This window comes from Actinomycetota bacterium (assembly GCA_014360655.1).
In the GTDB taxonomy this organism is placed as follows: Bacteria; Actinomycetota; Geothermincolia; order Geothermincolales; family RBG-13-55-18; genus JACIXC01.
The window spans coordinates 34798-60304 of record JACIXC010000005.1 but is presented as its reverse complement, the minus strand read 5'-3'; the positions used below and the strand labels follow the sequence as shown (position 1 = coordinate 60304).

Sequence of the window (25507 nt, the reverse complement as noted above, 5' to 3'; positions counted from 1 at the left end):
AAAGTATTCCAGGAGGGGCATGGACGGGAACGGCTAGGCCCGAACGCGGTCGGGAGAAGCCGCTTCCGCGAGTGATCGGTGAAGTGATCCGGGAAGGGCGTGGACCGGAAGGGAATGTACGGAAAGGGCATGGCCCGCCGGCAGGTAAGACACGGATAAGAGGAAGGACCGTGGCGAAGCGCGGGAGGCGAGGACGGGGAGGGACGGCATGCGCGTGGCCCTGGTGAACCCCAACCGCTACCTCGAGCCCCCGGTGATCCCCCTGGGCCTCGAGCACCTGGCGCATTATCTCGACCGCGAGGGGCACGAGGTGAGGGTCATAGACCTGGCCTTCGCCGATGACCCGCAAGGGGTCCTCGCCGCGGGGCTGGCCTCCTGCGACCCCCACCTGGTGGGCTTCTCCCTGCGCAACCTCGACACCAGCCTCTATTTTGACGACCAGTTCTTCCTGGACGAGGCGGCGGAACTGGTCTCCCTTGCCAGGGAGGCTTGCGGGGCGCCGGTGGTTATCGGGGGGACGGCCCTGCTGGCGGGGCCGCGGGAGGTGGCGGAATACGTGGGAGCCGACTGCGCCGTCTTCGGTCCCGGGGAGAGGGCGCTGCCCGCCCTGCTGCGCTACCTGCGGGAGGGCACCCCCCTGCCCCGGCTGGTGGACGGCTGGGAGCATTCCTTCGACCGGGGGGAGGTCCCGGCGCGGGGCCGCTTCGTGGACTACGCCCCCTACCTCGCGGAGAGGGGGCTGGCGGGATTCACCACCCAGACCGGGTGCCTGGGGACCTGCGATTTCTGCCTGGAGGCGGGCCTTCCCTGGCGGACGCGGGAGCACCGGGCGGTGACGGCCGAGCTCTCCTCCCTGCGCGGGGCGGGCTGCCGCGAGCTGCACCTCTGCGACTGCGAGTTCAACCAGGACCTGGATTCCTGCAAGGAGCTTCTGCGGGCCATGGTGGCGGAGGGCCTGGACATCTCCTGGTCGCTCTACATGAAGCCCCTCCCCCACGACGAGGGCCTCTTCCGCCTCCTGGTCGCGAGCGGGGCCGCCTCCATCACCCTCTCCGTGGACTCGCGTTCCCTCCTCTCCGGTTGCTATGGCCTCATGGACGTGCAGAGCTGCATCGAGCTCGCCCGCGGGTATGGGATCAGGGTGGCCGTGGACCTGCTGCTGGGGTTCCCCGGCGAGAGGGCCGAGGAGCTGCGCGACCTCTTCGCCTTTTTCCGCGGCGTGCGGCCGGAGACGGTGGGGGTCAACGCCTGGATAAGGGTCTTCAAGTACACCGCCCTGGGGATGGGCATGCGGCGGGAGCCGCCGCGCCAGGGAAAACTGGAAGGGGACGACCCCGAGTACCTCCGCCCCGTCTATTACCACTGGCTCACCCTCGAAGACCTCCGGGAGATGATCGGGGACGACCCCCTCTTCCGCATCGAGGGGCTGGAGCGCCGCAGCAACTACGAGCGCCTCCGTGACGATGCACCTTGATACGCGGGAACCCACCCCGCTCAACGGGACTCCATCGGAATTCGCGAAGATGCGCGGGAATACGCGGAAACGGCGGCCCTGAACGCCTGTGCGTCAGGCATCCGATAACCGGCACGCGGGCCTGCCCTGCGAATCCTGTTCGGATGATGTGACGTTTCATCAGGCGCTTCAAGGTCGAAAAGGATCGAGAGACCAACCTGTCATCACGGCAAAAAGCTGAACCTGGATGAAGAAAGGCGTGGTCTCTTAATGTTGGATCTCTCGCCCCGAGTTGTCGCGTGCACGAAGACTGGCGATATTATTATAAAAATATATAATAGAAATGATAAAATAAATTAATATTTTCGTTCTGGAGGGCAACCTTGCAACATTTGGGGGGTACGGGACTGGGTCCCCCGCGGGCTGCAAACCCGTAGGCCGGCCGTGAAAAAGCCGGGGTGGGTTCGATTCCCACTGCCCCCCTCCACGAGCGTCCGCGCTCCCCGCCTTCGGGCTTCCGGCCCGCGGCGGATCGGCCTGTCCCTTCGGAGGAAGGCGGCGTCAGTAGCCCGGAACGCCCAGCCTCCGCAGGGCTTCCCGCGGCTCCTGGTCGTTGGGGTCGAGCTCCACGGCCTTCTGGTATTCGGCGACGGCCAGGTCCCGATAGCCGCGCTCCTCGTAGATCATGCCGCGGTTGTAATACGGTTTGGAGAGCGTTGGGTCGAGCTCGCTGGCCCAGATGTAATCCGCCATGGCCATGTCCGCCTGCCCCAGTCCCTTGTATGATACCCCGCGATTGTTGTAGGCGACGGCGTTTCGGGGGGCGAGCTCCACGGCCTTGTTGCCGTCGGCCAGGCCCTTGTCGTACTGGCCCAGCGCATTGTAGGAGAAGCAGCGATTGACATATGCGATGCCGTCCTGCGGGTCCAGCTCGATGGCCCTGCCGGCGCTGGCTATAGCCTCCTGGTACATGCCCAGCTTGTTACAGGCTAAGGCAATATCGCAGTAGAGCCATGATTTCTCCAGGCCCAGCTCGATGGCCTTGTTGCCGTCGGCCAGGGCCTGGTCGAAGTGGCCCAGTTTATTGTGAGCGTTGCAGCGATAGCCGTAGGCCATGACGCAGCGCGGGTCCAGCTCAATGGCCTTGTCGAGGTCGTCGATCGCTTCACGGTAACGTTCGAGCGAGACGTACGTACTCCCCCGGAGCGCGATGTAATAGGCCCTGCCGGGGGCGAGCTGCACGGCACGGTCGTAATCCTGCAGGGCCTTCTCGTTCTCGCCGTGGCAGAGGAAGAAGTAGCCCCGGCCGGCGTAGGCGTAAGCGCGGTCGGGGGCGAGCTCCACCGCCCGCTCGAAATCCTCCCGTGCCTTATCGTCTTCGCCCAGCGATATGTACAAATAGCCCCGGTTGACGTGGTAAAGGGCGTTATCCGGTTCGATCTCCAGGGCTTTGTCGTGATCATCCAGGGACTTTTCGTACTCATTCAAATGATAATAGGTCACACCCCTGCCGTTGTAGGCTTTGGCGTTGCGTGGATCGAGCTCCAGGGCCCGGCCGTAATCCTGCAACGCCGGCTCGTAATCCCCCATGCTGTCGTGTATGTTCGCCCGGTTGCGGAAGCCCTCGGAAAAACGGGGATCCAGCTCGAGGGCGCGTTCGCAGTCCGCGAGGGCGGGCTCGAAGTCCTCCAGGCAGCAACGGGCCTCCGCGCGGACGGCGTAGGCCGGCGGGTACGCGGGGTCCGCCTGCACGGCTAGCTCGGCTTTCTCCAGGGCTTCCTCGTACTTCTCCGCGTCCAGCAGGGCCATCGCTTCCCTGACGTAGGGCTCCGCCTTGGATACCCCCATGCCGGTGAAGACGGTGAAGACGAGCACCAGGACGATCGCCACCGCCGCCGCCGCTACGCCGCCCAGGAGGAAGGGGTTTTTCCATAGCGGCCTGGTGGTTGAGAAAGTGGGGGAAGGAGCCGATGGCATATATGACGTTTCGGGCTGCGGGGACGTTGCCTGGTTTTGCGGAAATACCGCCCCGGTTTGCGTGGAAGTCGCGTCGCCTTGCGGGGGTCCCGTTCCGGCTCGCGCTTCCCTGCGGGCGGCATCCGCTTCCTTGTGCGCGGACGGCCCCTGCTCACCGCCGCAGTACTTGCAGTAGCGGGTACCCTCCGAGAGCTCCCTACCGCACTTGGTGCAGAACATACCCCTTCCCCCTCTCCCTCGCTGCAAGGTTGCCACAAGAGCTCCCTTATTTATACTAACTAATTATTCGGCCACCGGGAATATTTTCTGGAGAATTCCGCTCAATGGCGGGAGCGATGGTAGACATTTCCAGCGTACGCGATGGCCGTCGCGGCCGCGATGTTCTGCGGCGCCGTGGTACGTAGCGCCCGGGAAGCCGTTGGCGGGAAGGATGGCCGCCGTGAACCCGCGGATGGTTTGCCGCCCCTCCCCGCTCCCTGCTAAAATCAGCTATGGAGATAGTGATCCTTCTTTTGGAAAACACCGCAAAAGGCCAAGGGCGGTTTCTCATCAGGGGGATTCCACGTTCACCGGCTCCTGCGGCCGTCGCCGCATGAGATCACGCGTTGGATAGGCGGATTTTTTCGGGAGAGGAGGAACGGCGATGGCACGCGTAAGACCCGCGGCGGTACTTTCACTGGGCCTCTTGCTGGCGGCGCTCCTGCTGCTGCCGGCTTCCCTCGGGGCGTCCTCCGAGCCCTGGCGGGCGGCGGGGTTCGCCTACGGCCCGGCCCAGGCCTGGGGAGCAAACGACTCCGGCCAGCTGGGAAACGGGAACAACACGGACAGCAACGTCCCCGTTTCCGTCTCCGGACTTTCGGGAGCGGTGGCGGTGGCGGGAGGCTGGACCCACAGCCTGGCGCTCATGGGGGACGGCACCGTCCGGGCCTGGGGAGCAAACGACTCCGGCCAGCTGGGAGACGGGACCAACACCACGAGCAACCTCCCCGTTTCCGTCTCCGGGCTCACGGGAGCGGTGGCGGTGGCGGCAGGCGAACGCCACAGCCTGGCGCTCATGGGGGACGGCACCGTCCGGGCCTGGGGATGGAACGGCGACGGCGAGCTGGGAAACGGGAACTACATCTCGAGCAACGTCCCCGTGCAGGTATCAGGCCTTACGGGGGCGGTGGCGGTGGCGGCAGGCGAACGCCACAGCCTGGCGCTCATGGGGGACGGCACCGTGCGGGCCTGGGGAGCAAACACCCAAGGCCAGCTGGGGAACGGGACCAACACCACGATCAACGTCCCCGTTTCCGTCTCCGGCCTCTCGGGAGCGGTGGCGGTGGCGGCAGGCGGCTACCACAGCCTGGCGCTCATGGGGGACGGCACCGTCCGGGCCTGGGGAGCAAACTTCAACGGCGAGTTGGGGAACGGGACCACGGGCGGATTGAGCAACGTCCCCGTTTCCGTCTCCGGCCTCTCGGGAGCGGTGGCGGTGGAGGCAGGCATGAACCACAGCCTAGCGCTCATGGGGGACGGCACCGTCCGGGCCTGGGGAGCAAACTTCAACGGCCAGCTGGGGAACGGGAACAACACCTCGAGCAACGTCCCCGTGCAGGTCGCCGGCCTCTCGGGCGCGGTGGCGGTGGCGGCAGGCGGCTACCACAGCCTAGCGCTCATGGGGGACGGCACCGTCCGGGCCTGGGGAGCAAACTCCAACGGCCAACTGGGGAATGGGAACAACACGGACAGCAACGTCCCCGTGCAGGTATCAGGCCTCTCGGGAGCGGTGGCGCTGGCGGGAGGCTACTTCCACAGCCTGGCCGCCCCCTCCTGTTCCTGGTACCTGGCGGAGGGCTCCACCTACGGGGGCATGGAGAGCTGGGTCTGCGTGCAGAACCCCAACGGCTTCCCGGTGACCGTGGACCTCTCCTTCATGACCGAGACGGGACCGGTCCCCGGCCCCCAGGACTTCACCATCGACGGGAATTCCCGCTACTCCTTCCTCCTGAACTCCCTGGTCCCGGGAAAGAAGGACGTCTCCACCAAGGTGGTCTCCTCGGGGGGAGGGGTGGTCTGCGAGAGATCCGTCTACGGACCCGGGAAGGCCTGGGCCCACGACTCCGTCGGGGCGACCTCCCCCGCCCCCGGCTGGTACCTGGCGGAGGGCTCCACCTACGGGGGCATGGAGAGCTGGGTCTGCGTGCAGAACCCCAATCAGGGGGCCGTGACCGTGGACCTCTCCTTCATGACCGAGACGGGACCGGTCCCCGGCCCCCAGGACTTCACCATCGCCGGGAATTCCCGCTACTCCTTCTTCCTGAACTCCCTGGTCCCGGGAAAGAAGGACGTCTCCACCAAGGTGGTCTCCTCGGGGGGAGGGGTGGTCTGCGAGCGCCCCGTCTACGGAGCGGGCAAGGTCTGGGCCCACGACTCCGTCGGGGCGACCTCCCCCGCCCCCGACTGGTACCTGGCGGAGGGCTCCACCTACGGGGGGATGGAGAGCTGGGTCTGCGTGCAGAACCCCAATTCCTCGTCCGTCTACGTGAACCTCTCCTTCATGACCGAGACGGGACCGGTGCCGGGACCACAGAACTTCACCATCGCCGGGAATTCCCGCGCCTCCTTCTTCCTGAACTCGTTGGTCCCGGGAAAGAAGGACGTCTCCACCCGGGTTACGGGCATCTGCGCCGTGGTGGTCTGCGAGAGATCCGTCTACGGACCCGGAAAGGCCTGGGCCCACGACTCCGTGGGGGCGACCTCCCCGAGCGACACCTGGTACCTGGCGGAGGGCTCCACCTACGGGGGCATGGAGAGCTGGGTCTGCGTGCAGAACCCCAATCCGGGAGCCGTGACCGTGAGCCTCTCCTTCATGACCGAGACGGGACCGGTGCCCGGCCCCCAGGACTTCACCATCGCCGGGAATTCCCGCGCCTCCTTCTTCCTCAACTCGTTGGTGCCGGGAAAGAAGGACGTCTCCACCAAGGTGGTCTCCTCGGGGGGAGGGGTGGTCTGCGAGCGCCCCGTCTACGGACCCGGCAAGGCCTGGGCCCACGACTCCATAGGCTTCCCCGAATAGCGGCCGGACATCATCGGGGTCAGGCCCCGCCCGTGTCCGGGGGCGAGGGGGGCCGGCCGGCGCTGCGGCCACGGCGTGGGCCCGGAGGCGCAATGGATGGCGTCACGGTTCAAGGGCGCAAGGCACGGAGGAGGCGGGTCCTTCCGGGAAGCGGGAGAGGCAGGCACCGGGCGAATCCCGGAGACGGGCAGCGATCACGCACGACCCCTCTGCCGCCGCCACTTACCCACTGCATTCTTTTGCCTTGCAGTTCCACCACCCAACCCGATGGTAGACCTCCCCGCCTCGCTTGTCTTATGTAAACTTACAGGTTTATAATTTAGTTCCAATGCAAATCATGGGGGACGAAGACAAAGGGGGATTGATGAGATCGCGCCGCGGGCGGACGAGGCGCGCACCGATGGGCATATCGGGTGCGGTCTTCCTGCTCTTGCTCTCCGTAATCGCTCTCCTGGCGGTCAGCCCCGTTACGGCCGACACGCCCTGGCCCCGTTGTCCCGAGGGCCAGGACCCCGGCCGGTACGAGAGCTACTGCCGCTTCGAGAGCGCCCCGAACGACCTTCTTCCAACGGACCCCGCGTACTGGAAGTACTCCGGCGCGAGCAGCGGTTCCGCCTACCACGCCTCCCTGGAAGCGGCGGACCCGGAGCTTTTCCGCCGTGAACTCGCCGGGGTGACGGGGGATGCGGTAGAGGAAGCGTGGGGGATCACCACCGGCAGACCCGACGCGGTCATCGCCGTGCTCGACGCGGGCATCAGGTGGCATGACGCCGGGATTATGCGGGACCTGGTCCGCAAGATATATCTCAATACCGGTGAGATCCCCCCGCCTCCGGGGGCGGACGGCTGGGACCGTAACGGGGACGGCATCTTCAACGTGGACGACTTCGCCGGGGACGCCCGGGTGTCCGACCGCAACGGCAACGGCGTGCTGGACCCCCAGGACCTCATAAGGGTCTTCTCCGACGGGGAGGACGACGACGCGAACGGCTACGTGGACGACATCGCCGGATGGGATTTCCTGGAAGATGACAACGACCCCTGGGACGAGAGCGACGTGGGCTCGGGAGACCGCGCCTGCGCGTGGTCGGGGGCGGAGGCCAACAACGGGTCCGGCGTGCCCGGCACCTGCCCCAACGCCATGCTCCTGGTGGTGCGCGTGGGTTACGCGTCCCCGGTGGACGCCGGCCGCTTCGCCCAAGGGGTGATCTTCGCCGTGGACTCCGGGGCCTGGGTCATACAGTCGGGCATGGAGAGCGCGGGCGCCGCCTCCTTCGCGCAGGCGGCCGTGGATTACGCCTGCGCACGAGGCGTGCCGGTGATCCTGCCGGCCGACGGCGCCCCGTTGGCAGGGGATGAGGGCCCCGTGGCCTGCGAGCGCACCGTGCAGGCGAACGCGGTTACCCGCTACCTGGTGAGCGGGAACGGCCTCCTCGTGCAGTACCCGCCATCATACCTGTATCTCCAGGACGTGGAGGAAGGGGGAGCGCAGACCGCGGTCGCGGTACCGGCGGACACGGATTCCGCGGAGGCGGCAGCCAGGCTGGCGGGGATCGCCGCCCTGGTCATCTCCGCGGCTAAGGACCGGGTGAGGTGCGGGCTGATGTGGGACTACCCCGGGCTGGAGCGCCCCCTCTCCTCCAACGAGGTGAGGCAGATCCTGGCCATGACCGCCGACGACATCGATTTCTCCGGGGTTTCCCGGGAAGTGAACTTGGGCGCCCTCGACGTCATCGCCGGACCCTCGCAGCGCTTTCCCACCACCCCGGGATGGGATCCCTGTTCCGGGTACGGGAGGGTCAACGCCCTGCGCGCGGTGCAGGCGGTGGTCGCGGGGATGATCCCCCCCGAGGCGGAGATCACCTCGCCGCGCTGGTGCGAGCTGCGCAGTCCCGGGGAAGTATCCTTGGAGGTCAGCGGAAGGGTAGCCGCGGTGCGCGCCGACAGTTACCAGTTCACCGTGGAGTGGGGACCGGGATGGACCCCTTCCTGCGAAGAGTGGGTGTCGGTGGCCACGGTGGGCCCGTGCAGCGAACCCACGCAGGGCGTCCTGGCCACACTTGACCTGGGCGATGTCTACAGGGCCGTGGAGGAGAAGGCGGCGCGGGAAGAGGACCGCAAGGGCCGTGACCGCCGCGCCTTCACGGTGAGGGTGAGAGTGCGGGATAACCTCGGCAACTGGGGCGAGGACCGCAAGACACTATATATCTTCCACGACGAGGATTCCCTGGCCGGGACGCCGCTCATGATGGCGGGAGGCGTCACCGCCGCGCCGCGCCTGGCGGACCTGGACGGGGACGGCGCCGACGAGATCGTCGTGGCCACGGGGGACGGCGCGGTGCATGCCCTGCGGCGGGATCTTTCGGAGCTCGCGGGGTGGCCGGTGCGCACCACCCCCCTGCCGCTGCACCTCGCATCCGCAGCCTTCTCTTCCGGCTCGCTCCCCGGAGAGGCCTTCGCGGCGGTATCCGGAGCGCCCGCCGTGGGCGATCTGGACCACGATGGAAAACTGGAGGTGGTGGCCGGGGACGCTTCGGGCAGGGTTTACGCATGGGACAACGAGGGGAACCTCCTGCCGGGCTTCCCGGTACGCTCCAACCCGCTTTACTCCATCCCCGAGCGGGCGGACTGGGAGACGGAGGGAGCGCTTCCTCCCGAGTGGCGGGCCTCCCGGCTGGTTCCCGACGCCGTGCACCGCCTGGACCGCCGTAACCGCCTGGACAGGGGCTTCGCGGGAGGCCCGGCGCTGGCCAACCTGGACGCTTCGGGGGACGGTTTTCTGGAAATTATTGCCACCTGCCGAGACGGGCATGTCTATGCCTGGCGCGTGGACGGCACGCCCCTGCGGGGATGGCCGGTGAAGCTGGCGGATCCCGGGGAGACGGCGGGCCTCGATCCCCTCACCCACAACGTGCGCCTGCGTGATCAGGAAATTTATTCCAGGGAGGACGGGACGGGCATCCTCACCGCGCCGGCGGTCGCTGACCTGGACGGCGACGGGGACCTCGAGGTGATCTGCGGGTCGGGAGAGTTCTACGCCGGGGGGAACGGTGCCGGCGCCGCCGTGTCGCCGCAAACCTTCGCCATATTCTCACAGCTGCCCCTCATCGCGCCCCTGCTGCAGGGCAAGGCGGGGGACCTCTTCCGCCCCGGCACGGGAAGGGTTTACGCCCTGCATGGCGAAGGAACCGCGCACGGGCTGGAGCCGGGCGCCCAGGCGGCGGCGGGGGAGGTTCCCGGCAACGCGTATGTCGCGGGATGGCCCTCGCGACCGGCCATGACGATGCCCGCGGCGGCTGGAGGGGCTGCGGGGGAAACGGGATCGCTGGCCATCGCCGACGTGGACGGCGACGGCAGGATGGAGATAGGCGTCTCCGCGACGGCGGGTCCCGCGGTCCTCCTCTCCCGGGATGGAACGTCCTTCCATGGAAATGATGCGCAGGGGCTTCCCTTGAGCCTGCATTGCGACTCTGCAGGCGCGGCGGCGCAGTCGCGGGACCTCCCGGCCATGGGCGCGACCGGTGGAGGTTGCTTCGCCCGGCTGGACGGGGACAAGGTGTGTTACGTCTCGCCCACCAGGGGGCTGCGGGAGTGCCTCGACTCACTCCTCCCCGCCGACCAGGCGGAGCCCGGCGGACAGCTCACCGCCTGGAGGGCTGTGGACGGCGAGATGCTCCCCTCCTCTCCCCTGCGGGTGCCGGGCGGGCTGTGCGGCATCTCTCCAGCCGTCGCCGACATCGACGGGGACGGCGCGCAGGAGATACTGGCCGGCGGGCAATTCCTTTGCCTGCATGCCCTGGAGGTGGCGGGGGGCGAGGCGTCCGGGTGGCCGAAGTTCACGGGTGGCCACGTCGTCTCCTCGCCTGCGGTGGGAGACCTGGACGGCGACGGGAAGCGCGAGGTGGTCGCGGGTACCCGAGAGGGATGGCTGCTCGCCTGGAGAACGCCGGCGGAGGCAGGCGCTCCCGCGGATTGGCCGGCATGCGGGCACGATGCCTGGAACACGGGTTGCCTGGAGACGGACGCCCGGGGACCCGCCGGGGTGGCGGACCTGGCGGCGGTGCCGGTGCCCGGGGTCGCGGGAGGCATAGGGGTGAGGCTTACCTGGACGGCGGCTGGGGATGACGGTTATACGGGGACGGCCATGTGCTACGAGATACGTTACCTGGACCGCCCCCTCGATGGGAATAACTGGAACGAAGGCATCCCGCTCCTCGTGGGAAAGCCCATGCCCGCGCAGGCGGGTACCCGCGAGGAGATGGTGGTCGAGGGGCCGCTCTTTTCGTTCGGAGACGGGGAAAGGACCTATTATTTCACCCTGCAGGCGCGTGACGAGGCCGGGAACCTCTCCCCCCTCTCCAACCTGGCGTCCCTTCGCGTCATCCCCCGGCGGTCCCGCCCCTCCGGGGCGGAAGCGACTGTCCCTTAGCCCTTCCCGCGGGCGCCCCGAGCTCAAGGGCTGCACGCGAGGCGCACAAGCGGGGCCCGCACTTGAGGCCCGCAGCGGTTCGGTGGCGAACCTCCTGTGGATCTCCTCCGTTTCTCCCCCTGGTCTTCCATGTCCCCCCGGTCTTGATAAAAGCCCGACCGGGGAGGGAGGATATCCTGTGGCAAGGAAGGGTGAAAACCGGGAACATCCCGATGTCGGGTTTCCAGGCTCACATTGCCGTGTTCAAATCCGGCTCTTCTTCGCAAGGTGCTGGCGACCCGTTGGGGGTTTGATGTCCGAGTATACTGCACCCCGACTAATAGGTCTTTTCCTGGTCAGAGACGAACAAACCATGCATCTTCAGCCGAGTCTCCGGGAGTAGATCCTTAAATCCTTGCCGCAGGGGGCACGTGGGGCTTGACTGCGGCGTGATAACCATTTAGTATAACATGTATAACATTACGATATTTAAAGGAGGAGGTATGGCGGTCAAGATAATCAGCACCACGGAATTGAGGTCCAAGGCCGCGGACATGGTCATCGGGTTGCGGAGGGGAGACCGCTTCCTCATCCAGCACTACAACGATATCGTCGGCTACATAACCCCGGAGATCCCGCCCGAGATCCTGAAGAAGCTGGGCATCAAGGGGGAGAAGCGGGAGGAGAGTTTCAAGACGGTCGACTGACCCGTCTGCTGTCCGCGCGCCCACGTGGGTCCCGCCTTCCCTTCATGCAACGGCAGAGCATGGCATCCAGGGACGCCCCTTTGACCGCGCGCGGGGAAACCGGGAAATGAAGGCGGAAGAAGCGAAAAAAGTCAGCTCATCGCCGTTCCCGGGTCACGGGGCGCGGCTCTCCATGGCGCAGGTCTCCAGCGCAGGGCGGGTCTGCGCGCACGTACGGTCGTGTCGGCGGGAAGATCGATGGAAGGCGGCGGGAGATGCCGAAGGAAGGCGGATCTTCTTCATCCATTGCGTGGAGGCGCGGGAGCAAGGCCCGGGGCGCTACAGGGTCGATCCCCGTGGTGGAGTGCCTGGGCGCCGGCCCCTGCCCCCTGGGAGTGGTAGGGGAGGAGAGGGCTCAGGCCACGGCGGAGTTCGCCATGGTCCTCCCCTTCCTGCTGCTCATATTCCTCTTGCTGGCGCAGGCGGTCATGGTCATGCGCGCGCAGATCGCGGTTACCGCGGCCGCGCGGGAAGGCGCCCGCAAGGGGGTGGAGACCGCGAATGTCGCGTTGATAGAAGGCGCCGCGGCGAGGGCCGCCGCGGGCATGGACCAGGACAGGCTGCGGGTGGCGGTGGAGAGCGGTCCGCGACGCCGGGGCGAGTGGATAAGGGTGGAGGTGGAGTACGACGTGCCCCTGGCCATCCCCGCCCTCGCCAGGTTCTTCCCCGAGGTTACCGTGCGGGGCAGGGCGGAGATGCGCATCGAGAACGACCGCGAGGGCAACTGAGGAAAAGGGGGGTCCTCGTCACGGCACCGGGCGGGTGACGGATACGACAATGCCCCGGGGGCATGCCCCTGGGACCCCATGGCGGCGAACGATCTAGGGCTGACCGGGCCATCCTGTTCATGAGGCACCGTGCCGAGGACTGGCCAGTGAGCGACGCGTACGTGGAGCCACATCCGCAACGGTCTGGGAGCGGAAGGAAGGACGCCGGCAGGGCTAACTCCTCCGTCAAGACCATTATCCTGAAGGCATGATTTTCCCTGAAGACATGACATGTGTGTTCGCAGAGGGAGGTGCGGGCAGGACGTTGAAACCGGGCGGCACGCGGCTCACACGCCCGCTAAGGCCGTTGCGGGCCGGCTTTCTCGGGGATGAGAGGGCGGCTTCCACCCTGGTGGCCGCGGCGCTCATCCCGGTGATGCTCTTCTTCGGGGTGGTGCTGCACGACGCCACCGTGCTCTACGCCGCGCGCTCGCAGGCCCAGACGGCAGCCGACGCCGCCGCCAAGGCCGCGGGACTCGAGCTCACGCCGCTCTTCGGGGTGGGCACGGACCCGCGGCGCGCGGCGCAGGATTACGCCTCACGCAACGGCTGCCGCGTGGCGGCATGCGACTTCGGCGGCGATGGCAGGTACCTCTGGGTGACCGTGCGGGCCGTCCGCAGGGTCGACCACCTCATCCTGAAGCCGGGCGGATGCGAGGTCACCGCCACCGCCCGCTGCTACCTGGACCCGGATCCCCCCTGAAACACGCGCCGCCTCTTCGAGAAGTAGCGCCCGCTTTTCTCGCAGCGGCGCGCGGAACGGCCCTTCGCGTCCTGGGCAGGTCGCGTTGCCGCCTTTCCGCGAGGATTCTTGGGTATGCGGTCCCGCACGGGCGCTTCCCGGGCAAGGGGGTGCAAGGTTGCCGGATAGACCGGCGATATGCGTCGGGGCGTGCATGGTAGAGGTCGAAGGGTCAGGAATGTCCTCTCGGCAAGTGCCTTCGGCCGGTGCGAGGCAGGATGGGTGTTCAAGCCCGCAAGGCCCTGTCCCGATGATGAAAGGGAAGTACTCGTAGGGGGCGCACATGCGCCGCCCGCATGGGCGCACGTGGGAAGGAGATGGCATCGGACGGGAGGTGTGCGGGGTGAAAAGGACAAGGGGGTTCTTTTTTGTCGTCGCGTTGGTGCTTTCCCTGGCGCTCGCGCTTGCGGGATGCGGGTTGAGCGGCGAGGACAGGGCCCTCCAGTATATCAACAGGGGAGACAGCTATGCCTACAGGATGTCGGCCGAGGCGGATGATCTGAGCAAGGCGCTGCAGGACTTCTTCGCCATCCTGCAGGGACCCAGCCCCGAGGCGGTGGCCAGCCCCGGGGGACCCATAGAGCGGTATAACACCGCGCTGCAGAACGTGCGGTCGCTGGCCTACGACATGGAGCTCGCGTACCGGGAAGTGAACTCGCTGGGCGGCGTCGAGGAAGAGAAGGAATACGCGGCGATGATGATCGACGTCGCTCGCAAGACGGACGAGCTGATGGATTTCATCGAGGGGTGGTTCGGCAAGGTCCTCGACGTGCTCTCCACCCTGGACGAGAAGAAGATACGGTCGTACTTGACGGGGGATGAGTTCGAGGAGGGACGTGCGCGCATAGAGGCCCTGAAGGCGGAGATAGGCGAGGTAACGGGAAAGGCGAAAGAATACAGGATGGAAAGGGATTTTTAGCCTCCCGCTCAAAGGGCGAACTTGCGCGCCGGGACGGCGGGAAGGGTCCTTTGCAGTAAGCGACGCGGCAGCGACATTCTTTGGCCATCGCATAACTCGAGGAAAGGGAAAGTCGTAATGGAAAAATATGACAAACTTCACCAGATCGGCGGATGGGCGATGTTGCCCGCGCTCCTGGCGCTGTTGCTCATCTCCCCCGTGGTTCTCGTCTCCTGTGGGGGCGGCGGCGTGGATGCCCGGGAGGAAAAGGAGGAAGGCGTGATACTGCCCCCGGGGATGACGGAGGAGGACCTGAGGGGATTGAACCTGGGCGACCTGGGTTCCGGCCAAGGCGAAACCGCCGCGGGCGAAGGGGAGGACGTGAGCGGGGGATCCGCAAAACCGGATACCTCCCGGCCCGGTCCCTCGGAGGTCCTCGCGGGCGCGCGCATCACGGTGGTGGACGTCACCAGGAACGACTCCAACAGGAAGGTCATCGCCTCCAACCAGCGGGAGGTGGCGGGGGACTACCTCGAGGTGGAGCTGGCCCTGGAGAACGTCGGCGACGGGCTGGTCGACCTCTCCCAGTACTCCTTCCGCCTGGAGAGCCCCGCCATAGACGCGGAGGACTACCGCTCCTACTACGGCGACACGGGTGCTTTCGGCAGGTACGTGGACGACCATGTCATCTCCGCCGCCCTCCTCGACTACGCGGACCTGAGCCCGGTGCTCTACAAGCTGAAGGTGGGGGAAAAGCTGGAGGGCGTCTTTCTCTTCTTCGACCTCAACCCGCTGAGCACGGCGAAGAACGAGGGCTTCAACCCGGGCGGGGACGACACCCGCCTCGTCATCCATAAGACGAGGGGAAGCGACAGCGGCGAAGAGGTGAAGATAAGCCTGGCCGGCTTCAAGGCCTGATCCGCGGGAAAGGGAACAACGTCCATGCGCGCGATAAAGAGGGGCTTCAAGAGTTTCCGGCGCCACCCCCTGGGCAACCTCATCGTGGTCCTGCTGCTCTTCGTCTGCCTGACGTTTTCCCTTTCCATGCTGGTGGTGAAGCTGGCGGCGGACGACCAGGTCGCGAGCATCAAGAGGAGCGTCGGCAACTACGGCGAACTGCGGGTCGGTTCGGACTACATACTCGAGGTCTTCGAGAAGGAGCTGAACAAGGGGGAGGCGCAGAGGAACCGCGAGGCGCGCAGCAGGGACGAGCAGGAGGAGATAGAGTACAGGGCCAGGTTTCACCTGCCCGAGGAGCTGGCGGACTCCTTTGCCCGGCAGGAACACATACTCACCTACGACAAGATCATCAACGCCGGCATCATCATCCGGGGCGTGGTGAACTCGGAGCTGGCCCCGCTGGCGAAATACGCGACGGACCAGGAGCTGGCGAGGCGGGGGATAGAGGGACTGAACAGGCAGACCCTGGGCAACCTCTTCGTGTTCGAGGGAAACACCAACGGCGCCTCCGCCTCCGATTTCCTCAACGGGAACAAGGAGCTGATCGAGGGCTCCTTCTATACCTACCGGGATTACCTGCAGAAGAACCCCGTGGTGCTGGTGGAGAAGAACATGGCCGAGGAAAACGGGCTCTCCGTGGGCGACAGGATAGAGGCCGTGGTCGTCGGCGGCGGCAGGGGCGAGAACACCATGGAGCTCGAGATCATCGGCATATACGAGACGCAGCAAGCGGAGCGCCGCAGGGAGAGCATCCTGGACTACAACCCCGCCGGCAACAAGCTCTTCGCCCCCCTCCCCATCGTGCAGGAGCTGAGCGGCATGCCGGGCTACGTTGAGCTGGGTTCCTATTACTTCGACAGCGTGGAGAGCACCGCCGCCCTGCAGGAGGCCTTCGCGCGGGAGATCGCGCAGGGGAACAGGTACGAGTTCGTGACGGACGACGCGGATTACCGCAAGATATCCGAGCCCCTGCAGAAGGTGGGGAATACCTCGACCATAGGCCTGGCGGGCGCCCTGGGGGCCTGCGCCCTCATCATCCTTCTGGCCATGGCCATCATCATCGGGGGCAGGACCAGGGAGCTGGGGGTGCTCAAGGCCATAGGGGCCACGGACCTCCAGGTGGTGGGCCAGTACGCGGTGGAGGTCATCTGCATCTGCCTGGTGTCGGTCATCCTCGCCACCGGCGCCGCCATCCTCATAAGCGAGGGCCTCGGGAACTGGCTGCTCTCCGAAAGCACGGAGAAGAGCGTCGAGGTGGTGGAGAAAAAGGCGTACACCGGCGATTACCTCTCGGACCGCAAGCTGTACAAGGAAGGCGGCCTCTACACGCCCGTCACGAAGAAGGAGGAGACCGTCGACCTGAACGTGATATACCAGGCGGATTTGCTCGTCTACGGCATCCTCATCCTGACCGGCATCAGCCTGCTGGGGATGGCGGTGCCGGTGATATGGATAACGAGGCTGAGACCGGCGCGGGTCCTCAGCATGGAATAGGAAAGAAGCGGGAGGTGACCTGCCCGTGCAGGACACGCTGCGGGTTAAGGAGTTGAGCAAGACCTTCCGGGCCAAGGCGGGGGATGTCGTCGCCGTGGACGGCGTGAGCTTCGAGGCGCGGAAGGGCGAGGTGACGGTGATCGTGGGGCCCTCCGGGTCCGGCAAGACCACCCTGCTCTACCTCGTCGGTTCCCTGGAGAGCCCCGACGGGGGCGAGATATGGGCCTTCGGCGAGGATATCGCCTCCCCGACGGCGGACCTCATCCGTTATCGCCGGGAAAGGGTGGGTTTCGTCTTCCAGTTCTTCAACCTCATCTCGGCCCTGACGGCGCTGGAGAACGTCATGCTGCCCATGGACCTGCTGGCGGTACCCGCGTCGCGGCAGCGCGGCAGGGCGGAGGAGCTGCTCTCCCGCATGGGCATAGACGGGAGGCTGCAGCGGGCCAATGCCAACCGGATGAGCGGGGGAGAGAAGCAGCGGGTGGCCATCGCCCGGGCCATGGCCAACGACCCCGACATCATCCTGGCCGACGAGCCCACGGGCAACCTGGACAGCGCCACGGGTCGCGTGGTGGTGGACATCCTGGTCAAGCTGGCGCGGGAGGACGGCAAGTGCGTCATCATCGTCACCCACGACGAGGACATCGTGAAGGTCGCCGACCGCGCCTTCGGGATGGCGGACGGCAGGCTCACCCCTCACGAAAGATGACGTGCGTCCGGAGGGAACGGGCTCCGGCGGCGCCTCGCATGCGTGTTCCCTCCCGGTCGCCTGCCCCTGGAGGAAGGCTACATGGCCGCTCTGGTTGTAGTCCGGAAAAATCCCGCCCGGTGAGCATAGCCCCTTTTCTTGATCGATAAATGGTAGATAATACCAAGAACATGCGCCTGCATGGCGTTGTGTTTCATGCGGCGCATCTTGGAGTGAATATTCTCCGTTCCCTCATCGTTTGCGGGGAGGGGGGACGTAGACCTGCCGCATGCCGGTGCGTTCCAGCGTGGCGGCTTCGCTCGCGCAGTGGTAGGCGCACACGCCGCACCCGATGCACTTCTTCTCGTCCACGACGGCCGCGCCGTCGGCGAGCGACACCGCCTCCATGGGGCACATCTCCACGCACACCCCGCAGGCGTTGCACAGCTCGGCGTCTATGACCGCCCGGTGCGAAGCGTAGGTATGCATGGGGGCGGCCCCGCGGTAATGGAGCTCGAAGGTGCCGCAACAGCACTTGCAGCAGTTGCAGAGGGCGAACTCGTCCCTCTCCGGGTCGTTCTTCTCGTGGAAGAACTTGTGGACCAGGCCCGCTTCCTCGCATTCCCTGAGTATCCTCTTGGTCTCCTCGCGGGAGATCTCTTTCCCGAAACCGTAGTCGATCATGAACCTGGCCGACCTTCCGAAGGTGAGGCAGTTCAGCTTCTCGTCCGTCACCCCGCACGGTTTGCCGAGGAGGTCCTTGTGATGCCGGCAGTAGCAGTGGCTGACGGCGAAGGTGTCGAACTTGTCCACGATCTCCATGGCGTCCTCCAGGGGCATGACGCCCTCCCCCCCGAAGTCCACCTCGCATTCCACCGGCACCACCCTGGTTAGGGGCGGTATGACCTTCAGGGCCTCGACCACGTTCTCGTAGTTGGCCTGCACCAGCCGGGAGAGCTCCTCGAAGAGCCTCTCGAAGAGGACCGCGAGCCGCCGCTCCTTCTCCCCCTTCTCCCCGCGCACCAGGGTCAGCTCGAAGAGGCCCGGGAAGGGGGGCATGAGGGTATAGACCTCAACCCCCGTGCTCCTGCTGGTGGTGACCATGAGCACCCCCTTGTGCAGGAGCCGGTCCAGCATGGACCCGATGGCGGCATCGTCCATCGCGCAGCGCTCCCTTATCTCCTCCATGTTCAGCGAGGGCTTGGTGAAGATGGGGATGAACGCCGCCTCCTCCTCGTCCATGATGGTTCGCAGCAGTTCGAGCACGGTGTCGCTCACGGGCAACGGGATGGCTCCCGCCGCGATCATGGCCGTCGCCGCCTTCGCCCAGACTTCCTCGCCCATGTGTTCCTCCCTCCTTGCTTCGCGTGACGGGTCTTTCATCCGGCTCATTCACCCGGCTTACCGGCCGTGCGGCAGGAGGATCACCTTTATCGACTCCGACGCCTCAGCGACCAGCCTGAACCCCTCGGCGGCCTCTTCCAGGGGGAGGCGGTGGGTGATCATCTCCTCCACCGGTACCCGCCCTGCCCTGATGAGGTCCATGGCCGTCATGATGTCCCTGGGGCTCCCCCCGTAGGACGGCAGTATGGCGATCCCGTTCCGCCAGAAGTCGTTTATCGGCACCGGCAGGGCGACGCCCGGCCTGGTCGGTGCAAAGCAGAGCAGCCTGCCGCCCCGGTCAAGGGACGCGAGGGCCTGCTCGTAGGCGGAGAGCTCCCCGGCGCAGACGATGGCCAGGTCGGCCGGCCTCCCGTCGTTCAGCTCTTTGACGCGCGCCGGCACGTCGTCATGCGCCGCTATGACCCCGTCCGCCCCGAAGCGCCGCGCCGCGTCCATGCGGTAGCGGCTTATGTCGGTCGCGATTATCCTCCCTGCCCCGAGGGCCTTTGCGAGGGCCACGTGCAGAAGCCCCGATATGCCGCTTCCCAGGACGAGCACGCTCTGGCCCGCCTCGAGTTGCGCGAGCCTCTGGCCGCGCACGACGCAGGCGAGCGGCTCGATGAAGGTGGCCTGGTCGTAGGTCATGTCATCGGGGAGGGGGAAGACGCCGCGGTCCACGTTCAGCTCCGGCACGCGCAGGTACTCGGCGAACCCGCCGGGGAAGAAATTGGTGGTGTGCAGCGTCTCGCACGCCGTGTGGTTGCCGCTGAGGCAGTACCGGCACGTGTTGCACGGTATGTGGTGCGAGACGAAGACCCGCTGGCCCGGGTGGTAGCGGCCGACCTCGTCTCCCGTCTTCACGATCTCGCCGGCGATCTCGTGTCCCAGCACCAGGGGGGCCTTTTTAATGCGATACCATTCCATGACGTCGCTGCCGCAGATGCCGCTCGCCATGACCTTGACCAGCATCTCCCGCGGCCCGATGTCGGGGACCGGCATCTCCTCGATCCTGATATCGCTGTTGCTGTAGTATTTCGCTACGCGCAAGGTCCGACCACCCCGTTCCGGCGCTCCCCTACACGTTATCCGGCCGCGCCCCCGGCCTCGTTATGCGTTCTCCTTGTAGATCTCCACCGCTTCCCGCGGCGTCGCGTCGCTGTGGATGATGGCGCGCAGGGCCTTCGCCATGGCGACGGGCGCCGGGTTCTGCCACACGTTTCTCCCCAGGTTCACGCCGATGGCGCCCTTCCGCATGCCGTCGTAGACGAAATCGAAGACCTCGAGCTCGCTCTCGCATTTCGGCCCGCCCGCCATCACCACCGGGACGGGGCAGCCGTTGGTGACCTTCTCGAAATCCTCGCACCAGTAGGTCTTGACAACCTTCGCGCCGAGCTCGGCCACGATGCGGCAGCAGAGGCTCAGGTAGCGGGCGTCACGCTTTTCGAGCTCCTTGCCCACCGCGGTCACCGCCATCACCGGTATGCCGTACTTCTCGCACTCGTTCACCATGGCGCTGAGGTTGCCGAGGGTCTGCTTTTCGTATTCGGTGCCGATGAACACTGAAACTCCTACCGCGCACACGTTCAGTCTCACGATGTCGTCGATGGAAGTGGTCACGATCTCGTCCGCGAGGTCCTTGCCCACCACGCTGGTCCCCCCCGACACGCGGAGGATGATGGGGATGTCGCTGTCCGGGTCTATGCAGCTTCGCAGGACCCCGCGGGTCACGAAGAGGGCGTCGCAGTAGGGAATAAGGTCGCGGACGGTTTCTCCCGGCCTTTCCAGGCAGCGCGTCGGCCCCTGGAAATAGCCGTGGTCGATGGGCATGAAAAAGCAGCGGCCGTCCTCCCGGATCAGCCGCGCAAGGCGGTTCCTCATCCCCCAGTCCACGTGCTCGCATCCCTTGATGTGCCTGCCCCTTCCGCTCGCGGGCCGTTCCGCTTCCATTTCGGATACGTCCCGCGCCTCAAGAATTCCTCCCGCATCCGGCATCTCAGGACCTCCTCGTCGTGAACGGCTTACCTCATGGACGTTCATGGACGCCGCCTGGCGCACGCCGCCTGCCGCACGCAGCCCGGCGCATCCATCCCGCCGCATCCGTCCCGCCGCGCGCGGAGGGCCACTACTCGGGACGGATTATGATATACCCCTTGTCGATGAGCCAGTGATGGAACTGGTGGGCCGTGAACCTGCAGTGCTCCCTGCACACGAGTCTCTTCTCCTCGTAGCTTGCCGACCCCTCCTCGAGCGCATCCAGCTCCGCCTGCACCGGGCATTTCACGTCCTTGCAGAACTCCCTCCGCTTGTACTCGACGTATCCCTCGACGGGCGCCATCGTTCCTCCAAGGATATTCGCCGCGAAGCGTGTTCGTACCGTGTCCCCGCGTTCTGCCCCTCCCGGCCATCCGCGACTTCGGAGAGGATCGCGTATTAGATTATATCCCACCCCCCGCAGAAGGTTCATCAATCCGCACGTTGCATGAGCTCCGGTCGGGTCATGGTTTTCGCCGGGCTTTCGCCGGCAAGCATCCGTTCGGCATGGCGTGATATGGCAGAATATGCCAAGCGAATCCGTCCTGAAAGGCGCCGTGCTCTTGCGTGGCGCGAAGGATCCTTGCTGGGCACGTGCCCATACGCGTAACCGTGCTGTCCTCCGGGTAGCGAGGGCACGAAGGGGCATCGGCAGGATCAGTAGATGAAGAAGGGGAACGCGTCGACGAACCACTCTTCCCCTTCTCTTACCAGGCGCACGCGGGAGGTCTCCGATTCCAGGTTGCCGCGGGTGCCGAACTCGATGGTCACGTCCACCGCGGCGGCCTTGTCCTCCATCATGATGGCGTCGGGCTTGAAGTCGTAGGAGCGGGCGGTGCCGAAGATGCCCGAGAACTCAGCCGCCGTCCAGGGTTTCTCCAGGCGGTGCTTCTCCCTGTAAGCCTTGCTGAGGTGCTTGAAGATGTAGGAGGTGTCGCCGTCCACGCAGGCGACGAGGAAATCGCGCAGGGCCACCTCCACCTGGGCGCGCCTGCCCTCCTCCGCCGGCGGCTGCGACGACCAGTCCAGGGCGGTGAAGCCGTCCACCTTCCAGGCGCCCTCTTCCAGCACCATGGCCAGGGTCTCCTCCCTCTCGCCGCTCCCCTGGATGCTGAGGACCACGTTGATCACCGCGCGGTCCCCCTCGACCACCACGTCCTGGTCGGGGAGGAAGCGGTAGGAGTTGAGGTAGCCCATGGAGGCGAGGATCTGCGCCGGGGTCAGAGGATCCGGCACCCGGTTGTCCTCGAGATACTGCCTGCTGAACATCTCGCGCAGCCCCTCCACCCGCAGGCCGCCCAGGGCGTCGAGGAAAGCCGTGGCCGCCTCGGTGACCTGCGCCAGCCTCTCCCCCCGGTCGCCGTCGTTTCCGCATCCGGCGGAAAGGAGCGCCGCGAGCAGGGCGAGAACGGCCATCGCCGCGCACAGGCCACCGAGACCTCTCCCACGCACCCTTCGCGCACCTCCTCTTCCGGTCGTACCGGCATCGCCGTACCCATGCATGCGACGTGCCATGCCGGCCCGGGGGACGGGCGGGCCTGCGCGAGACGGCCGCCCTACCCGTCCGGTTATGTCCAGGAAGTCATATCCAGCAAATATGATACACCACCCCGGGAACGTGTAGGCGCCGCGCCGCAGGCGGCGTCCCGAGGTTCGAGAGGGCGTGGGCCCGCGGATCCATGTGCGGTAGGAGGGAAGCGCTAATCGACGGAAGCGAGATACGGAAGAAAGGATGCGAGATACGGTGGAGATATGGGAGGAACCCAGGGAAACGGGTAATGCTCCGGCGTGCGGGAAAGGAGGAGGCGGCCGAAGGCCTCGCCGCCCCCGCCTTCACGCGTGTCCGAGGAGATGGGGTGCGCCGTGGCGTCACCGCCCGTCCCTTGCGCCCGATGCTGTATCGTTTCGATAGGCGCTTTCCGGGTTGAAAAAGGTTGGGAGACCACCTCATCATCCGTTGCTGTAACGTTTCGGTAGGCGCTTTCCGGGTTGAAAAAGGTTGAGAGACCACCCTATCATCCTGACAAAACAGCAAAACAAGGAAGAAAGGGGTGATCTCTCAAATGTTCGACATGTCCTCTCTGATGCTTAGGTTAGTCGAGGAGGCGAAAGACTTCAACGAGATCGAGGAAAAAATAGTGAAGCTGGCATTCGAGCTGGGGAGATGGATGCTCCGATGCGTTTGACTACCCGCAGGGGTAGGTCTAATATATTATGAATGCCCTTTGGGGTTTATTTTTTCGGCCCGGTGAGGCCGCCGGAACGGTTTGCCGGCGGCCGCGGCGGGCGGAAACAGGTTCCGCGGGACGATGCCCTCGGCGCTCAACGGCCGCCATTGCATAATGGCCGCCATTGCATAATGATAAGTATGAGCGTGAAGAATGAGTGCAAACAGGCGTGACGGTTGAGCGTGGCCGATGCGAAAAGGCTTAACGGGCGTCCGGTGGGAAACGCCCGACGGGAAGAGTTTACAAGCGATGTGAAGGAGGGAAGGACATAATGCTGGCACTTTTCCAGAGCTTCGGTCTCCCCGAGCTGGGCGTGATTCTCCTCATCGCCCTGATCATCTTCGGGCCGGCGCAGCTCCCCAAGATAGGTCGCTCGGTGGGCAAGGCCATCCGCGAGTTCCGGGCCTCCAGCCAGGAGGTCTCCAAGGCCATACAGGAGGGCATAGAGGGCTCGGACGAGGATGAGGAAGCTCCCAAGAAGAAAAAGAAGGCCGCGGAGGAAGAGGACTGAACCGCCCGGGTTCCCGACGCGGAGACCGCCGGACATCCCCCTTGAGCGAAGCGAGCTGACCTGCGGAGGCTTTATTTGGCCGACCAGAAGATGACCTTTATCGAGCACCTCGAGGAGCTCAGGCGGCGCATAATCGTCATGTTCCTCGCCCTGCTGGTGGCCGTATGCGTGGGTTATGTCTTCTCCTGGGAGATCCTCGACTTCCTCAAGGAGCCGGCCAGCAAGGCCGACATCCCCCTCAATCTCTACTACCAGACGGTGCTCGAGCCCTTCATGGTACGCTTCAAGATCGCCATGTACGCGGCCCTGGTCATCGCCCTCCCGGTCATCTTGTACGAGATACTGGCCTACATAGCACCCGCGCTGCGCAAGCGGGAGAAGCGCTTCATGTACAGCGCGCTCTTCTTCATCATAATATTCTTCCTGGCCGGCGCGGCCTTCTGCTATTTCTACATCCTCCCCGTGGGCCTCAACTGGCTGGTGGGGCAGGCGGCGGGAAGGATAAGCCCCGTGCTCATGGCCGGGGATTACGTGGGGCTGGTGGCCCTGCTCATGGCGGCGCTGGGGCTCACCTTCGAGACCCCCCTGGTGGTATGGCTGGTGGTGCGTCTGGGCATCGTGACTCCCCAGAGGCTGCACCGTAACTGGCGCTACGCGGTGATCTTCATCCTCGTCTTCGCTGCCCTCATCACGCCGGACTGGAACCCCATCACCATGGTGCTGGTGGCCGCCCCCATGTTCCTTCTCTACGAGGGGAGCATCCTCTTCGCCATGCTGGGGAGGAGGGGCGCGCAGCGCAGGAGGGAGGCCTTGGAGGCGGAGTTGGGCGATTGAAAGAGGTTGTGGCAAGGTCAAATAGCATGGTACCCAGGTTCATAAACATGGTGCCCAGGTTCAGAAACATGGTGGCGGCACATATCCCCCTGTGGTATGGTTTGAGAACGCCGGCGCGCGCGGATATGGCGTTTGCCTGGAGGCGGTATGACGGCCGGCGCGCAGGTGTGATGCCGCTCCGGGGAGATTTGCGTTGCGGACGCGGAAAGAGAGGTGGGTTGCCATAGGCGATTTCGGACTGAAGCAGCGCAGGATAAGCAAGAGCCTGGTGAACCGTAGGGCGCGGGAGTATGTGGAAAATAATACCAGGTTGAAGGGCGTCACCGCCCTCTACAGGGGGATATTTTCCGTGCAGAGAAAGCTCTCCCAGCGCATACCGGACCGCCTTCCGCATATCGAGGGAGCGCAGATCTCCTACCGCCTGCAGGAGGGGCGCCTTCTTCTCGAGGCGGAGGAGATGGAGATCGACCTCGCTCTCCTGAAGGAGATGATTACGGAGATCATCGAGGTGCTGCGCAGGAAGAGCAAGAAGGGCGTGGAAGGCCTGGAGGATTTCCTCCGGGGTGAGAAGGTGGACGAGGTCCTGCGCGACATGGTGGACGCCTTCCTGGAACGCGACGAGGAACGGCTTGCCGGGCTCATGGAGGATGAGGCGGCGGAGCCGGCGCTCCTCTATCTCCTGCTCCACGTCTCGCTCGCTCCCTTCTACTGGAAGGCGGCGGGGTCGCTGGCGCGCCGTGCGGACCTGGACCAGGTGGCCCGTGGTACATGCCCGGTATGCGGCGACCTCCCCATCATGGGCTACCTGCGTCCCGAGGACGGGCTGCGGGTGCTGGAATGCTCCCGCTGCGGCACGCGCTGGGGCTTCCCCCGCATGATGTGCCCGTTCTGCATGAGCACCGACCAGGCGAAGTTGCGCTACATCTACGTGGAGGAAGACCCCGCCCATCGCGTATACCTGTGCGACGGCTGCGGGAAGTACCTCAAGGTAACCGCCTCCTTCACCGGTAAGGAGGAGGAGCTGGTCATCCCCCTCGAGGACCTGGCTACCGCCCACCTGGACCTTGCGGCGGAGGAGAAGGGCTACCGCAGGGGTTGCCGCACCATATTTGCCTGATTGCGGGAGCGCGCAAGGGATTGCATGAGGGAGTGCCTCCTTGCACGGGTGAACGATGCGGCGGCGGGTGTGAGAACGGGTCGCGGGGAGATAGATGTGGAAAAAGGAGGGTTTGTGGCGCGTTGCGGTCAGCTGTCGCGATATTGCACTGAAATAGAAAACGATAGTATAATTGCGCCGATTTGAGCATGCGGAATGCTAGCCGCGACCCT

General features: G+C 65.5%; 19 protein-coding genes and 1 tRNA gene. 14 read left to right on the top strand and 6 right to left on the bottom strand.

Annotated features, from left to right (window positions below; genetic code table 11):
- Positions 1-208 precede the first annotated feature (208 nt).
- Together H5T73_05155 and H5T73_05150 are read left to right on the top strand one after the other, a co-directional pair.
- Positions 209-1474 carry a cobalamin B12-binding domain-containing protein gene (locus H5T73_05155; GenBank protein MBC7247150.1) on the top strand — a complete coding sequence of 422 codons (1266 nt, stop codon included), beginning with the start codon at positions 209-211 and terminating at the stop codon, positions 1472-1474.
- Positions 1475-1847: 373 nt separating this feature from the next.
- Positions 1848-1940 (top strand) — tRNA-Cys (locus H5T73_05150).
- A 74-nt stretch (positions 1941-2014) separates the two neighbouring features.
- On the opposite strand, the gene H5T73_05145 is transcribed toward H5T73_05150, so the two are convergent.
- On the bottom strand, positions 2015-3430 hold the full coding sequence (locus H5T73_05145; GenBank protein ID MBC7247149.1) for a tetratricopeptide repeat protein: 1416 nt from the start codon (positions 3428-3430) through the stop codon (positions 2015-2017).
- A 643-nt stretch (positions 3431-4073) separates the two neighbouring features.
- Between H5T73_05145 and H5T73_05140 the strand changes: the two genes are divergently transcribed.
- From H5T73_05140 to H5T73_05100, 9 genes are all read left to right on the top strand, one after another.
- Positions 4074-6488, top strand: coding sequence for a hypothetical protein (locus H5T73_05140; protein ID MBC7247148.1), 2415 nt, complete (start codon positions 4074-4076; stop codon positions 6486-6488).
- Positions 6489-6888: 400 nt separating this feature from the next.
- Complete coding sequence (locus tag H5T73_05135) at positions 6889-10917, top strand: VCBS repeat-containing protein (protein ID MBC7247147.1); 4029 nt, start codon at positions 6889-6891, stop codon at positions 10915-10917.
- A gap of 482 nt (positions 10918-11399) precedes the next feature.
- The gene (locus H5T73_05130; protein ID MBC7247146.1) at positions 11400-11603 is read left to right on the top strand and encodes a hypothetical protein; all 204 of its coding nucleotides are present in this window, start codon (positions 11400-11402) and stop codon (positions 11601-11603) included.
- 335 nt (positions 11604-11938) lie between these two features.
- Positions 11939-12370, top strand: a complete 432-nt coding sequence (locus H5T73_05125) for a pilus assembly protein (GenBank protein MBC7247145.1) — start codon at positions 11939-11941, stop codon at positions 12368-12370.
- Positions 12371-12674: 304 nt separating this feature from the next.
- Positions 12675-13112, top strand: coding sequence for a hypothetical protein (locus H5T73_05120; GenBank protein ID MBC7247144.1), 438 nt, complete (start codon positions 12675-12677; stop codon positions 13110-13112).
- Between the two features lie 382 nt (positions 13113-13494).
- Positions 13495-14070 (top strand): hypothetical protein, encoded by a 576-nt coding sequence (locus tag H5T73_05115; GenBank protein ID MBC7247143.1) that lies wholly within the window; start codon positions 13495-13497, stop codon positions 14068-14070.
- A 117-nt stretch (positions 14071-14187) separates the two neighbouring features.
- A complete protein-coding gene (locus tag H5T73_05110) occupies positions 14188-14967 on the top strand; it encodes a hypothetical protein (protein MBC7247142.1) in 780 nt (259 codons plus the stop codon).
- A 24-nt stretch (positions 14968-14991) separates the two neighbouring features.
- On the top strand, positions 14992-16503 hold the full coding sequence (locus H5T73_05105; GenBank protein MBC7247141.1) for an ABC transporter permease: 1512 nt from the start codon (positions 14992-14994) through the stop codon (positions 16501-16503).
- A gap of 37 nt (positions 16504-16540) precedes the next feature.
- Positions 16541-17212: an ABC transporter ATP-binding protein gene (locus tag H5T73_05100; GenBank protein ID MBC7247140.1), complete on the top strand. Its 672-nt coding sequence runs from the start codon at positions 16541-16543 to the stop codon at positions 17210-17212.
- A gap of 231 nt (positions 17213-17443) precedes the next feature.
- Here the strand turns inward: H5T73_05100 and H5T73_05095 are convergent, their stop codons facing one another.
- From H5T73_05095 to H5T73_05075, 5 genes are all read right to left on the bottom strand, one after another.
- On the bottom strand, positions 17444-18535 hold the full coding sequence (locus H5T73_05095; GenBank protein MBC7247139.1) for a 4Fe-4S binding protein: 1092 nt from the start codon (positions 18533-18535) through the stop codon (positions 17444-17446).
- Between the two features lie 57 nt (positions 18536-18592).
- Entirely contained in the window at positions 18593-19573 is a 981-nt protein-coding gene (locus H5T73_05090; GenBank protein MBC7247138.1) for an alcohol dehydrogenase catalytic domain-containing protein, read from the bottom strand.
- A 108-nt stretch (positions 19574-19681) separates the two neighbouring features.
- Entirely contained in the window at positions 19682-20566 is an 885-nt protein-coding gene (gene lsrF / locus H5T73_05085; GenBank protein ID MBC7247137.1) for a 3-hydroxy-5-phosphonooxypentane-2,4-dione thiolase, read from the bottom strand.
- Between the two features lie 130 nt (positions 20567-20696).
- Entirely contained in the window at positions 20697-20909 is a 213-nt protein-coding gene (locus H5T73_05080) for a hypothetical protein (protein ID MBC7247136.1), read from the bottom strand.
- A gap of 353 nt (positions 20910-21262) precedes the next feature.
- Positions 21263-22057, bottom strand: coding sequence for a hypothetical protein (locus H5T73_05075; GenBank protein ID MBC7247135.1), 795 nt, complete (start codon positions 22055-22057; stop codon positions 21263-21265).
- A gap of 1047 nt (positions 22058-23104) precedes the next feature.
- Here H5T73_05075 and H5T73_05070 point away from each other — a divergent pair.
- The 3 genes from H5T73_05070 (at position 23105) to H5T73_05060 (ending at position 25295) form a co-directional block, all read left to right on the top strand.
- Positions 23105-23344 (top strand): twin-arginine translocase TatA/TatE family subunit, encoded by a 240-nt coding sequence (locus H5T73_05070; protein ID MBC7247134.1) that lies wholly within the window; start codon positions 23105-23107, stop codon positions 23342-23344.
- A gap of 75 nt (positions 23345-23419) precedes the next feature.
- On the top strand, positions 23420-24178 hold the full coding sequence (tatC, locus tag H5T73_05065; protein ID MBC7247133.1) for a twin-arginine translocase subunit TatC: 759 nt from the start codon (positions 23420-23422) through the stop codon (positions 24176-24178).
- A 193-nt stretch (positions 24179-24371) separates the two neighbouring features.
- Positions 24372-25295 (top strand): formate dehydrogenase accessory protein FdhE, encoded by a 924-nt coding sequence (locus tag H5T73_05060; protein ID MBC7247132.1) that lies wholly within the window; start codon positions 24372-24374, stop codon positions 25293-25295.
- Positions 25296-25507 lie beyond the last annotated feature (212 nt).